The following is a 12,835-nucleotide window of genomic DNA, read 5'->3' as shown; positions in this document are numbered from 1 at the left end:
ACCGGCGGCCCTCACCGCGCGGCGACCAGCTCCCGGTCCGGTACGGCGGCGGTGGGCAGATGCGCCCGCGAATGCCATGCGATGACCGTGGTTCCCGACAGTGCCACCAGCACCAGTCCGCCCAGCAGTACGGGATAACCGGCGGCGGGGCTGAGCAGGCTCAGCAGCGACGGCAGCAGGAATCCGAGATAGGCCAGCGCGTAATAGGCTCCGGTGAGTGCGGCCAGTTCGTCCGGCGCGGCCAGCCGCTGTAGTTCGAGCAGACCGGAAACCAGCGCGATACCGTATGCGCACCCCAGCGCCAGCGCCGCGGCCAAGGCCAGGACGGGCGAGCGCACGATCGCGGCGAGCACGCTGACCACCAGTCCGGCGGGCAGTACCGACATGGACACCACCACCCCGCGCGCGCTGGTGGTCCGGTCGAGCCGTTTGGCGAAGGGTTGCACCAGCACCCCGACCGTGAGGGTGGCGACCGTGATCGTCGTCGAATAGATCAGGCCCCACTCGCCGACGCGGTCGCTCACCAACTGCGGCATGACCGCGTAGGCCACCCCGGCCGAGCCGAAGATCCACGGCGCCATCGGTAGCACGACCCGCCGGAAACGCGGATGGCGCAGCCCCGAGAAGCGGCCGCCCGTCCCCGTACCGGCGGCGCGCGTCTCCGGGGTCCGCAGCACCGCGGGCAGCACGGCCGCAGCCAGCAGTACATGCACGAAGTAGGGCAGGACCATCGGGGCAGGCCCGAACTGCGCGAGCAATCCGGCCACGCCCGCGCCGAAACCGAAGCCGAGGGTCAGCCAGAGCGCGGCCCGCCGTGCTCCCGCCGCCGGGCCGCTGCCGCTACATGCGGCGAGTTCGGTGACCCAAGTGGTGCCCACCGCCATCGCGACGGCCACACCGAATCCGGAGACCAGGCGGCCGGCCGCGATCCAGCCCACGCCGTACACTCCGGCCGCCAACAGTGGACCGGCTGCGAGGGAGGCCACCACCCCGGCGACCGCCACCGGCCGCCGGCCGAACCGCGCCGACAGCGATCCGCTGAGCAACAGGCCGGGCACCAGACCGAATACATAGGCACCCAGCAGCACGTTCACCGTGAGCGCGGAACAACCCGCCTCCCGGTACATCACCAGCAGCGGCGTGAACTGGTTACCGCCCCAGGCGCAGACGAAGATCGCCGCCACCGCGCCGCGCCACGAACCCGGCTTCATCGCCGGTGGGTCCCGTCCAGGTGCGCGCGCAGCGCGGTGGCGAACGCGGCCTCGTCACCCGATTCGATGATCGCGATCAGGTCACCGTGCTCATGCAGCACCACGGGGGTATGGCCCGGCACCGGCCCCAGGGCGGCCACGTTCATCCGGCGCTGCCGATCGGCCAGGCCGGTGTAGAAGCGGATGAGCAGCGCGTTGTCCCCGGCCGCGACCAGCGTGCGGTGGAAGAGCTCGTCGGCCTCGGCGAAGGCGTTCAGATCTCCGAGCTCGGCGTATCCACGCTGGACCTCCAGCGCGTCCCGCATCCGGGCGAGTGCGGCCGGGACCTTTTCGGGGGTGCGCAGCAACCGGCGAACGGCCGCTGTCTCGATGGCTTCCCGCGCGTCCAGCACATCCTCGGCCTCGCCCGGCGGGACCGGAGCCACGATGGCACCTCGTTTGGGTACCAGGGTGAGCAGTTCCTCGGCCTGCAACCGGACGAACGCCTCCCGTACCGGTGTCCGGCTGAGCCCGAGCCGGCCGGCGATCTCGGTCTCGCTGAACAGATGACCGCCGGGGAGTTCACCGGAGAGTACGAGTTCCTTGGTGAGCCGGTAGGCGCGGTCGGCCGCACTCTGTCCGGGGGTTTCGGCGGGGAACGAGGAAGTCTGCACGTCAGCCACTGTATCTGATAGATACAACCTTGCATGCAAGCATGCACTCGTTGTGCCCGCGCGGATGCGGCCGCCGGCGGGTTCCGACCCGGCGGTACGGTCGGGACGAAGATCGAACAGCCGGCGCGGCCACCGTGCGGAAGAACGGACGACGATATGAACGAGGCCTTCTACCTGCCCGATCCGGCGGACCCCGAGCGATTCGTCTCCACCGAGCTCACCCGCGGCCCGTGGTCGCCGGACGCCCAGCACGCCGGACCGCCGTCGGCCCTGCTCGGCCACGTGATCGAGCGGTGCGAACCACGACCGGGTTTCCAGGTCGGCCGCGTCGCCGTGGAGATCCTCGGCCCGGTCCCGCTGGCCCCGCTCACCGCGCGAGCACGCCTCGTCCGCCCGGGACGCAGCGTGGAACTCGTCGAAGCGACACTCGCCAGCGACCGCGGCCCGGTGATGCGCGCGAACGCCTGGCGGTTCAAACTGGCCGATCCCGAACTGGAGATCCCCGAACACCTGCTACCGACCGGAGCCCGGCCCGGACCCGATCGGACTCCCGGGCCCGAACCGTTCCCCTCCACCCAGAAGGTGGGCTTCCACACCGGGATCGAATATCGGTACGTCACCGGCTCCTTCCGCGAACCCGGCCCGGCCGTGTGCTGGATCCGCTTGAAATACCCGATCGTCGCGGGTACGACGCCCAGCCCGCTGGAGCGCACCCTCGCCGCCGCCGATTCCGGTAACGGGGTGAGCGCGGTACTCGACTGGGACCGCTACCTGTTCATCAACACCGATCTCACCGTGACCCTGCACCGCCAGCCGGCCGGTGAATGGGTCTGCCTCGACGCCGTCACTCTCCCGCAGCCGCACGGGATCGGCCTGGCCGAATCCGCGCTCTTCGACGAGAAGGGCCCGCTGGGCCGCAGCACCCAGACCCTCTTCCTCGGCCCACGCTGACCACTGCGCGGTCTCTCGCGCGGACCTATCCGCCCGCCGGGGTGCCGGTGTGTTCGATCCCGGCCCTCGCCACGGCCGGTTCGCCGAACTCGCGCCGGACCGCCGCGCCCACTCGGTCGTCCGCGCCTGTCGCGAGCAGGTCGATCAACGCGCCGCGCAGTATCGCGAGCACCCGGGTGCGTTCGGCCCGGCCCGCGTCGGTGTCCCGGATACCGGCGGGCTGCGCTGCGGCCAGCACCGCCAGCCAGTCGGCGACGGTTTCCCGGGCGAACTCGGCCCACGGACCCGACGGTTCGACCAGAGACCGGACGTAACCCTCCAGCCACAGGGTGAGCAGAGCGCGGCGGGCGGGGTCGGACAACCAGGTCCACAGCGCCGCCGCCACCCGCGGCAGGCGATCGGGTGGCGGGTCCGCCGTGGGCATATCGACGGCGGCCAGCACCGCGAGTTCTTCGGTCCGGGCCCGGGCGAGCAGCGCCCGGACCAGGTTCTCCTTGCTGCCGAACAGGTACAGCAGGACCCGTGGACTGGTCCCGATCGCCGTCGCCAGCGGTCGCAGCGACATCTCCGCCAGCCCGTGCGCCAGTACGTACCGATAGGCCGCTTCGAGAAGTTCGGCCTGCCGGGCCGAGGGAGTTGCGTCCGTATCCGCCATACGTGCATTCTGACACCACTGAAACAGTCGTTTCAGTGGTGGGCAGCCCATGCCGTATCCGGAGGACGGACATGATCGAGACAGACGCCGGCGACCGACCCGGCCCGGTGATCCGCCCGCTCGGGCAGCCGGGCGATCTGGGCTGGATGGTGCAGGCGCACGGTGAGCTCTATGCCACCGAGTTCGGCTGGGACAGCGGCTTCGAAGCGCTCGTGGCCCGGATCGTCGCCGATTACGCGGCCGAGCACGACCCCGGCAGCGAAGCCGGCTGGATCGCCACCCTCGACGGTGAACGGGTCGGGTGCGTGCTGTGCACCCGTGCCGACAACGAAACCGCGCAACTGCGGATCCTGCTGGTGGACCCGAAAGCCCGCGGGCACGGCCTGGGTGGCCGACTGGTCACCACCTGCCTGGACTTCGCACGCACCAGCGGCTACCGCAGGATCACCCTCTGGACCAACGATGTGCTCACCGCGGCGCGCCGGATCTACCGGGCCGCCGGATTCGAACTCGACGACGAATACCGCCATCACAGTTTCGGCCGTGACCTCGTCGGCCAGAACTGGTCACGCGAGTTGTGCGGCCGAGCCGGCGGAAGCACAGGCTCGCCTTCGCGCAGCAACGATGACGCTAGCGGGGAGGTTCGTGCCCGGCGAACACACGAGTGACGCAGAAGGTACCCGGCAGTTCGTCGGCGTCGGCCTCGTACGGTCCGGCGTCCGTCGGCCGAGCTCCGGGACCGACAGTGCCGAACTCCCGCGCGGTGCCGCCCGCGGTGCGGGCACGACCGACCGCCGCGGGGATCCCCCACGGACCAACGGGTAGGGCACCCACCGCGACCGGCGGCGCGACGGGAGTTGTCGTCCACAGCGCGCGCCCGGGCGTCGCCGGGGCAGAACCGCTCGGTCCCACAGTCCCGCTCGCGGCTCCGGCTCCGGCTCCGGCTCCGGCTCCGGCTCCGGCTCCGGACCAAGCTGCCGGAACGAAAGACGGCACGACCCACCCGGGTATCTCGAGGGTCGGCGCGGCGGAATCCGCCTTTCGCACATCACATTCCGCGGAGCGCGAGCCGGCCGGGCGACCGGGCGCGCTCCGGCCGGTCCACGGTGTAGTGCGCGGAGTCGCCGCTCCCGTAGCCGCGACGATATTTCCCGTGCCGGAGCGGGCCGGTGGTGGTTCTGGCGGCCGCGGAACGGATACCGGTGCGCCGACTTGCAGAGGCGCGGCCGGCACCGGCGAACTCCCGGCGGCCGCACTGCCCGGCGCGGCCACGGCGGAGGACGCCGCCGGCGCGGCACAGAGCACGACCGGGGGCGCGGCGGATGGCACCGGCGCGAAGGGTCGCTCGGGTGGAACGAGCGGCGCGGTGGGCAGTACGGGCCGGGGCAGGCCCTCCTGCCCTTTCCGGTAGATGTCTTCTTTCCGGTAGTCGTCGAATTCCGTGCGCAGGGCGGCCAGTTCGCCGGTGAGATCCGCTACCCGCCCGGCCACCCGGTCGCTCGCGGCCACGGCCTGGGCGAGGATCTGCCGGCCCCGGCCGAAAGCGTCGTCGAGCAGGTCCAAGGCGTGGTTCTGCGCCGAAATACCGGACTGCGGCGTCTGCGCGGCCCGGATGTTCACCGTGTCGATGAGCGAACCGACCGCCGTCCGCCCGTCGTCGGAGATTCGGCGGGCACCGCTCGCGATCAGCTCCACCGCACGCGCGTCGAGTTCCGCGAAACCGGCTGTCATCGCGTTCAGGCGCCGGGCCCGCGCGGCGTATTCGGCGATACCGGCGTCGGCACCGGGTAGCTCCGCCGGAAGTTCCGGAGCGGGCGGCGCTTTACCCGGACCGGTCCCGAAGCTGCGCCAGACCTCGCACAGATAGCCGGGCAGATCGCGATACATCTCGCCCACCGGGCCGGTGAGCTCCGCCGGCATCCGCAGATTCGCCATCCGCACCGGACAGCCGCCGTTGCCGATATCGGTGGTGGCGATCTGCACCGGCGGCCGCGCCTGCGCCGAAACCTCGTATCCGCCGATGGCGCCGCCGAAGGCGGCGACGGGTCCGCCGCCGTAGCCGTTCCAGGGCAGCAGCACCTTGCTCGCGACCCGGTCGACCCGCCGCGCGGCCCCGGCGGACAAGGTCCGCGCGGCAGCCGAGGTGATCCCGTCGCGCAGCAGTACCCCCGCGAGGTCGGTCGCCCAGGCCCCGCCCGCCGCACCGATCCCGGCGACGACGGCTTCCTCCAGCGCGGCGCCGGTGCCCTTGTCATCGCCCCAGGTGGCACCGGCGAAGGAACCGGCCGCCGATCCGAGCATCGCGCCGGGCGGTCCCAGCAGGGCTCCGCCGAGCGCACCGCCGACGAACGCCCCGCCGTCGGCCCAGGAGAAACCGAAAATGCCCACAGGGCACGCTATTTCCGGAGAATCGCCCCGGCCCGAGCCCTGACGGGCTCCTTACGGGCCGCCCGCTTTTATTGACGCGGCCACCCGTCCGGGCCGAACCGCCGGGGCAGATCAGGGTTCCGATATCGGGAATCGGGCGATTCCCGGTACCTCGCCCCGGGTCGAGCACCCGCTATTCGGTATCCCCGGGGAGCCGCCGGGTGAGGGCGACCACCGGTACCACCCGGCCGGCCGACTGCTCGTACTCGGCCAGCGCGGGCAGTATCGCAACCATCGCGCCGTGCAGGCGATCGCGTTCGGGTCCGGCGTCGATGACCTCGGCGTCGGCTTCGAAGAGTTCGACTCCCACCTGTACCGATACCGCCGGATGCGCACGGAGGTTGTGGAACCAGGCCGGGTTCCGGGGTGCACCGGCATTCGAGGCGACGATCACCAGCCGATCGCCGTCTCGCAGATACAGCACCGGTTTCGTGTGCGGTAGGCCGGATTTCGCACCGATCGTGGTGAGCAGGAGCAGGTCGAAGCCCGCGAAAGGCCCACCGACCCGCCCCTCCCCCGCACGAAATTCCTCGATGACCTCGTCGTCCCAGGCGGCCATGGCTGCGTCCTCCGCATCGGGTTGCGCGTCGCGCCGATCAGCGGTGCGCGACGGCCGGGGCGGGGTTCGGTTTGCCCAGCACCCGGTTCAACCAGAATGCCCCGCGCAACCCGTGGAAAACAGCCATGCCGAGCGCGCCGGCACTCGATGCCGCGAATGCCGCCCATGGATGTGCGGGAAAATCGGCCCAATATCCCAGCAGCGCCGCGATGACGAAGCCGAGCGTTCCCGCCACCGCGTTCCGCACGGGCGCGTTTCCGGTGACATCGGGAAACTCCTCACCCGAACAGCGACGCCGCACCCAGGAGCGCATAGTGCGCGCGGCCACCCGCCTGTTCGCCGAGACCGGCTACGAGCGCACCACCATCCGCGCCGTCGCGACCGCCGCGGAGACCGACCCGAGCCTGGTGATGAGATATTTCGGGTCGAAAGAGGAGCTGTTCGCGCAGGTAGCGGTCCCCGAACCCGACGCCCCGGTCAGCGGCACCCCGGAGCAGGCGGCCGAACAACTGCTCTCGGCCCTCGCGGCGAAGATCGACGGCGAACCCGATATCGCGACCCTGGCCGCCCTCCGGACCATGCTCACCCACTCCGATACCGCCGAGAACGTGCGCGCGGCCATGTCCGCCCGGCAACGCCAAGCCGCCGCATATCTGGGTCCCGACGACGCGGAACTACGTGCGGGATTACTCGGCGCGATCACCATAGGCGTCGTCATCAGCAGGCACCTGCTGCACTTGGACTCGGTCGAGGACGCCGACCCCGACCGCATCGTGGCGCTCTTGCGCCCGGCCTTCCACGAGATCGCCCACGGGGGTGCGGACGGCACCGAGGCCTGAAGACCGGCGCACAGAGCTTGTCGCACAGCCGCTTTCGCGCATCATAGGACGCCGGAAACAAGAACCGGGGCGCCCGGTCACACCGGACGCCCCAGCTTTCGTTCGAATGGCCCCGAAACACGGTCCCGGCACCTCGCGACAGTCCGCCGCAGCGGTTACGGGCAGATCAGGCCGGCTGTCCGGCCTTCTGCTCGGCCAGCATGGTCAGCGCGATATCGACGATCATGTCCTCCTGCCCACCCACCAACCGGCGCCGCCCGGCTTCCATGAGCAATGTGCGGACATCGATGCCGTACCGTTCGCTCGCCGCTTCCGCGTGCCGCAGGAAGCTCGAGTACACACCCGCGTAGCCGAGAGTGAGCGTCTCCCGGTCCACCCGCACCGGCCGGTCCTGGAGCGGCCGGACCAGATCGTCGGCAGCGTCCTGGAGCGCGAACACATCACAGCCGTGCTTCCAGCCCAGTACATCCGCGACCGCGACGAACGCCTCGATGGGGGTGTTGCCCGCGCCCGCGCCGTGCCCGGCGAGCGAGGCATCGACCCGGGTCACCCCGTTCTCCACGGCCACCACCGAATTGGCCACCGACAACGACAGGTTCTCGTGCGCGTGGATGCCGAGTTCGGTGCTCGGATCGAGTACGTCCCGGTAGGCCAGGATCCGGTCGCGCACACCGTTCATGGTGAGCCGGCCACCGGAATCGGTGACGTAGACGCAGTGCGCCCCGTAGCTCTCCATCAGCTTGGCCTGCGCCGCCAGCTGTGCGGGCTCGGCCATATGGCTCATCATCAGGAAGCCCGAGACATCCATCCCGATCTCGCGGGCGGTGGCGATGTGCTGGGCGGCGACATCGGCCTCGGTGCAGTGGGTGGCGACGCGTACCGAACGCACCCCCAGTCCCCAGGCGCGGCGCAGATCCTCGGCGGTGCCGACACCGGGTAGCAGCAGGCTGGTCAGCCGCGCGTTCTTCAGGCTCGCGGCGGCGGCCTCGAGCCAGGTCCAGTCGCTGTGCGAACCCGGCCCGTAGTTGACCGAACCCCCGGCGAGTCCGTCACCGTGCGCGACCTCGATGGCGTCGACACCCGCGGCGTCGAGCGCCGCCACGATCTTCCCCACGTTCTCCGGGGTGATCCGGTGCCGGATAGCGTGCATACCGTCGCGCAGGGTCACGTCCTGGACGAAAACGGTCGGCACGGCTTCGGGCGAGCTCATCGTGCGTTCTCCTTGTCTGTCTGGCAAGAGTGATACCGGCGATCGGCCGGCATGCCGTGGCGGCGGCCGAACCCGCTCGTGCTGTGGCTCATGCCGGCTGCTGGGTGTTCTGGGCGATCCGCTCGGCGACCTGCAGTCCGGCCGAGGTCATGATGTCGAGATTGCCGGCGTAGGCGGGGAGATAGTGCGCCGCCCCCTCGACCTCCAGGAACACCGATACCCGATGGGTCGGGAACGCGACATTGTCCTTGGCCAGCAGGGTGTGCACCGGCTGGTCCGCCGGAATCGGATCGATCTGCACTTCCTGCTTCAACCGGTAGCCCGGGACGTAGGCCGCGACATCGTCGACCATCTTCACCACCGAGGCCTTGATCTGCTCGTGCGAATCCGCGTCGGGGGCATTCACCAGGCAGAAGACCGTATCGCGCATGATCAGTGGCGGTTCGGCCGGATTCAGGATGATCACCGCCTTACCGCGTTCGGCGCCGCCGACGGTCTCGATGGCGTGCGCGGTGGTCTCGGTGAACTCGTCGATATTGGCGCGGGTTCCGGGACCGGCGGATTTCGAGGCGATGGAAGCCACGATCTCGGCATAGGGCACCGGAACCACTCGCGACACCGCGGCCACGATCGGAATCGTCGCCTGACCACCACAGGTCACCATGTTCACGTTCGGCGCGCCGAGGTGTTCCTCGAGGTTCACCGCCGGCACTACGAACGGGCCGATCGCGGCGGGGGTCAGGTCGATGAGGCGTTTACCCAGGGGCGCCAGCCGCTCGTGGTTCTGTTTGTGCGCCTTGGCCGAGGTCGCGTCGAAGACGATCTCGATCTCGTCGAAGTTCGGCAGCGCGATCAGGCCCTCCACCCCTTCGTGGGTGGTGGGCACCTTCAGCCGGGCGGCCCGGGCCAGGCCGTCGGATTCCGGGTCGATACCGACCATGGCGCCCATCTCCAGGAACCGGGAATGGCGCAGGACCTTGATCATCAGGTCCGTGCCGATATTGCCCGATCCGATGATCGCGACCTTGGTGCGTGTGTTGTTGTCACTCACTGGGATACCTCCGAAGCGGTGGTGAACGAAGCTGTGACCGTCCCGAGGCCGGAGATGGCGGCGGTGACGGTGGCGCCGGGATGCAGCGGCCGCATCGGGCCGAGCGCTCCCGAGAGGATCACCTGTCCGGCGCGCAGGGGCTCGCCGAAGGTGCGGGCCTGCCGGGCGAGCCAGGACAGGGCATTGAGAGGGTCGCCGAGGCAGGCGGCGCCGTTCCCGGTCGACACCTCTTCGCCGTCGATCCGCATACTCATGGTGACGTCGACCGGTTCGAAATCGTCGAGGGTGCGACGTTCGGTCCCGAGCACGTAGAGCCCGCTGGACGCGTTGTCGGCGACGGTGTCGGCGAAGGAGATGTTCCAGTCGGTGATCCGGCTGTCGACGATCTCGAGTGCGGCCACCGCCTCGGCCACGGCCGCGCGGCACTGTTCGATATCGAGCGGCCCGTCGGCGAGATCGGCGCCCAGAACGAACGCGATCTCGGCCTCGGCCCGGGGTTGCAGTAGCCGGTCGATGGGGATCACATCCCCATCGGAGTAGGCCATATCGGAGAACAGGACCCCGAAATCGGGCTGATCCACGCCCAGCTGCTGCTGGACGGCCGCCGAGGTGGCGCCGATCTTGCGGCCCACCACGGTGATCTCCGGGGACACCCGGGCGGCGTTGAACCGCTCCTGGATCCGGTAGGCGGTGGCGACATCGTCCGGACTGATCAGCCCCTCGCGCAGCGGGGCGCAGGTCCGGCGCGTCTCCGCGGCGGTTATCAGGCGTTGCGCGGCGCGCGCGACGATCGACTCGTCGACACCGGGCCCGCTGTCGCTGATGCTGTCGACAGTGGTTGCCACCACGACCTCCGTTCTCCTCTTCGTTGGGGTGTGCCACCAGTGCACACCCTCGAAGCGCAGCTGAACAGTAAAATGGTCCACTGAACGGACCACTCCGCGAAAGAAGTCAGCCATGCCGGAACATCAGCTCGACGAGCGCTCCGTCCTGGGCCGCGCGCTGCTGATCCTCGAGTCGTTCGGGGTGGAAGATCAGGCCGTGGGACTGTCCGAGCTCACCCGGCGCACCGGTCTCCCGAAGGCCACCGTGCACCGGATATGCCGGGACCTCGCGGCCGCGCGGCTACTGAGCTCGGCGCCGGACGGCTACCGGCTCGGCCGCGGGCTGTTCGAGCTGGGCATGCGGGCGGCCACCGAACGAACCCTGCTCGAGGTCGCGGTGCCTTTCCTGCAGGATCTGTTCACCCGCACTTCGGAAACGGTGCATTTCGGTGTACGCGACGGCGACGAGGTGGTCTACATCAGCAAGATCGGCGGCCACCGCCAGGCCCGGGCCCCGTCCCGGATCGGCGGCCGGATGCCGCTGTACTGCACCGCGATCGGCAAGGCACTGCTCGCCCACTCCGGGTCCGAGACGATCGACCGCATCCTCGCCGGACCGCTCACCCGGCGCACCCCACGCACCGTGGTCGCGCCCGGCCTGCTCCGGGCACAACTCACCCAGGTCGTCGAACGCGGGCTGGCCTACGAGTACGAGGAGTCCGCGACCGGCATCGTCTGTGTGGCCGCACCCGTCCTCAGCGCCGACGACCGCCCACTCGCGGCGATTTCGGTCACCGGTCCGGTCGCCCGGTTCAACCCCGAGGCGCACGCCGCATCGGTCCATGCGGCAGCGGCCGGTGTGGCGTCCATTCTGGCTCGGCGCGCGGAGCGTTTGTGAGCCGAATACCGCTGCGGTGCGGCGATATGGGCGCATTGCAACGGGTTCGCTACCCCCACGGAACAGCGGGGGACCCACCGCTGTTCCAGGTAACGTCGTCGAGCGATCTGTTTTCGCCGGAAGCAACACATCGGCGCCCGGAACCCAGGAGAGGCCATGCATACGCCCGCAGGGTTGTTGTGCCGAGGCACCGCGGACCTCACGGCGAATATTCGGGGCGCCGGACAGACCTACGGTGAAATCATCCGGCAAGTCGCCCAGGGATACCGCGAATCCGCCCGCCGCATGATCGACGCAGAGGGCACCGGTGGCCTCATGTTCTCGGTCGGACGAGATATGCGGCAACTCTCGCCGACCCCGGTATGGCTACGCGGCCGGGTCCTGCAGACCGCGGCCGAGCGCGCGGCGGGCCGGCCGACGCTTGTGCGGTTCCGCTCGGATTCGGTCGCCTACAGCGTGTTGTCAGACGACGAGGGCATGCCGGTCGGGCTGTCCTTCGACAGCAGGGACGGCGATGAAGCCAAACGGGCCGCGTACGCGAAAGCGGCCGACCGGCAGGGCGATCGCCAGTACGAGGTCGGCACCGACGACGACTCCCGGCAATGGGAGAAGGACGGCCAGTGGGGGATCGACCGTGCGAATACCAGGACGGTGTCCGCGCCGTGGTTCGATCCCGACCGTCCCGGCGGGCCGACCCTCATCGGCGGACACGCCGGACCGTCCAGGTTCCACATCGAAACCGACGAGGCCTACACCATGGACGGTCACCGGTTGGAACGGCCGGAACTCACCGTGGACGGCAATACCCTGGGCACACATCTGGTCACCAATCCGGATTTCTGGGTGATCCACACGGCCCAGGGCGGGGGGCATGTCGTGTACCACTCCGTCTGCAGCCCAGGAGGAACCACACAAACGGGACTCCGGAGCAACTACAACAACGGCGTGTACGGCGAGACCGGAGACTGGGGACCGGTTCGCCACCACGGCACGACGCTCAGCGGCTCCGCGGAGGTCCTGCACCGACACGGTGTCGACGCCCCGGTCCACGGCGCGAACGGCGAGACCTCGACACAAGCACACCTTCCCGACGGGAGGCCGGACGGTCGGCCGGTACCTGGATCGGACAGTGGTTTCGACTGGAACCCGGTCCCGGACCGGTCCTCGATCGTCGTCCTGTCCGAGAAGGACGCCAACGGCAACCTCGTGGAGGGCGCCTTCCTCACGGTCCACCCACCATCGGCCTCCGGCACGCATACCTAGGCGCCGCCGCGGCTAGGTACGGACACCTCCGTCCTCGCCACCGGCAGGTTGTAGGCCGCCGAACCTCCGTCGAAACGGTTGAGGAACATGTACTCGACTGCCGCTACGAGGATTTCACCGAATGCCCGCGCTTCCGCGCCGAGATCCTGGCGTCCTGCGGCGGCAGCTGCTGACCTGGATCGCGATGGATCCGTTCATCTTCGGTGGGCAACACCCACCGAACGGTCGACCGCACACACCCGAAAAGCGCGCCCCGGTGCGGGGCGCGCGGCACGGCGGCGCACCGGAGGGACA

14 protein-coding genes are annotated in these 12,835 nt (G+C 69.8%); 5 read left to right on the top strand and 9 right to left on the bottom strand.

Features of this window, described 5'->3' with window-relative positions; translation table 11 throughout:
* Window positions 1-11 precede the first annotated feature (11 nt).
* Both ACWCPQ_RS08540 and ACWCPQ_RS08535 read right to left on the bottom strand, forming a co-directional pair.
* Window positions 12-1,211, bottom strand: coding sequence for an MFS transporter (locus tag ACWCPQ_RS08540; RefSeq protein ID WP_449896268.1), 1,200 nt, complete (start codon window positions 1,209-1,211; stop codon window positions 12-14).
* Window positions 1,208-1,864, bottom strand: coding sequence for a GntR family transcriptional regulator (locus ACWCPQ_RS08535; RefSeq protein ID WP_449896266.1), 657 nt, complete (start codon window positions 1,862-1,864; stop codon window positions 1,208-1,210). Before ACWCPQ_RS08535 ends, ACWCPQ_RS08540 begins: the two co-directional genes overlap by 4 nt.
* Before the next feature lie 156 nt (window positions 1,865-2,020).
* Here ACWCPQ_RS08535 and ACWCPQ_RS08530 point away from each other — a divergent pair, with 156 nt between their 5' ends.
* Window positions 2,021-2,815 (top strand): thioesterase family protein, encoded by a 795-nt coding sequence (locus ACWCPQ_RS08530; protein WP_449896264.1) that lies wholly within the window; start codon window positions 2,021-2,023, stop codon window positions 2,813-2,815.
* A gap of 25 nt (window positions 2,816-2,840) precedes the next feature.
* Here ACWCPQ_RS08530 and ACWCPQ_RS08525 read toward each other — a convergent pair whose 3' ends face one another.
* Window positions 2,841-3,470, bottom strand: a complete 630-nt coding sequence (locus ACWCPQ_RS08525) for a TetR/AcrR family transcriptional regulator (protein ID WP_449896262.1) — start codon at window positions 3,468-3,470, stop codon at window positions 2,841-2,843.
* Between the two features lie 71 nt (window positions 3,471-3,541).
* Between ACWCPQ_RS08525 and ACWCPQ_RS08520 the strand changes: the two genes are divergently transcribed.
* A complete protein-coding gene (locus tag ACWCPQ_RS08520) occupies window positions 3,542-4,138 on the top strand; it encodes a GNAT family N-acetyltransferase (protein WP_449896260.1) in 597 nt (198 codons plus the stop codon).
* Here ACWCPQ_RS08520 and ACWCPQ_RS08515 read toward each other — a convergent pair.
* The 3 genes from ACWCPQ_RS08515 to ACWCPQ_RS08505 form a co-directional block, all read right to left on the bottom strand.
* Complete coding sequence (locus ACWCPQ_RS08515; RefSeq protein ID WP_449896258.1) at window positions 4,101-5,858, bottom strand: hypothetical protein; 1,758 nt, start codon at window positions 5,856-5,858, stop codon at window positions 4,101-4,103. The two genes, ACWCPQ_RS08520 and ACWCPQ_RS08515, sit on opposite strands and share 38 nt — an antisense overlap.
* A 172-nt stretch (window positions 5,859-6,030) precedes the next feature.
* Window positions 6,031-6,456, bottom strand: coding sequence for a nitroreductase family deazaflavin-dependent oxidoreductase (locus ACWCPQ_RS08510; RefSeq protein ID WP_449896257.1), 426 nt, complete (start codon window positions 6,454-6,456; stop codon window positions 6,031-6,033).
* Between the two features lie 37 nt (window positions 6,457-6,493).
* Complete coding sequence (locus tag ACWCPQ_RS08505) at window positions 6,494-6,703, bottom strand: hypothetical protein (RefSeq protein ID WP_449896255.1); 210 nt, start codon at window positions 6,701-6,703, stop codon at window positions 6,494-6,496.
* 13 nt (window positions 6,704-6,716) lie between these two features.
* Here ACWCPQ_RS08505 and ACWCPQ_RS08500 point away from each other — a divergent pair, with 13 nt between their 5' ends.
* Complete coding sequence (locus ACWCPQ_RS08500) at window positions 6,717-7,295, top strand: TetR/AcrR family transcriptional regulator (protein ID WP_449896254.1); 579 nt, start codon at window positions 6,717-6,719, stop codon at window positions 7,293-7,295.
* A 166-nt stretch (window positions 7,296-7,461) separates the two neighbouring features.
* Here the strand turns inward: ACWCPQ_RS08500 and dmpG are convergent, their stop codons facing one another.
* From dmpG to ACWCPQ_RS08485, 3 genes are all read right to left on the bottom strand, one after another.
* Window positions 7,462-8,505: a 4-hydroxy-2-oxovalerate aldolase gene (dmpG, locus tag ACWCPQ_RS08495; protein WP_449896252.1), complete on the bottom strand. Its 1,044-nt coding sequence runs from the start codon at window positions 8,503-8,505 to the stop codon at window positions 7,462-7,464.
* Window positions 8,506-8,593: 88 nt separating this feature from the next.
* Entirely contained in the window at window positions 8,594-9,556 is a 963-nt protein-coding gene (locus ACWCPQ_RS08490) for an acetaldehyde dehydrogenase (acetylating) (RefSeq protein ID WP_449896250.1), read from the bottom strand.
* Window positions 9,553-10,401, bottom strand: coding sequence for a 2-keto-4-pentenoate hydratase (locus tag ACWCPQ_RS08485; RefSeq protein ID WP_449896248.1), 849 nt, complete (start codon window positions 10,399-10,401; stop codon window positions 9,553-9,555). Before ACWCPQ_RS08485 ends, ACWCPQ_RS08490 begins: the two co-directional genes overlap by 4 nt.
* A 112-nt stretch (window positions 10,402-10,513) precedes the next feature.
* On the opposite strand from ACWCPQ_RS08485, the gene ACWCPQ_RS08480 reads away from it, so the two are divergent.
* Window positions 10,514-11,278: an IclR family transcriptional regulator gene (locus ACWCPQ_RS08480; RefSeq protein WP_449896247.1), complete on the top strand. Its 765-nt coding sequence runs from the start codon at window positions 10,514-10,516 to the stop codon at window positions 11,276-11,278.
* Between the two features lie 156 nt (window positions 11,279-11,434).
* A complete protein-coding gene (locus ACWCPQ_RS08475) occupies window positions 11,435-12,541 on the top strand; it encodes a hypothetical protein (protein WP_449896245.1) in 1,107 nt (368 codons plus the stop codon).
* Window positions 12,542-12,835 lie beyond the last annotated feature (294 nt).

The organism is Nocardia sp. NPDC001965 (assembly GCF_053594175.1).
Note: the sequence above shows the minus strand (reverse complement) of the source record. Positions and strands in the feature narration are given on the sequence as shown.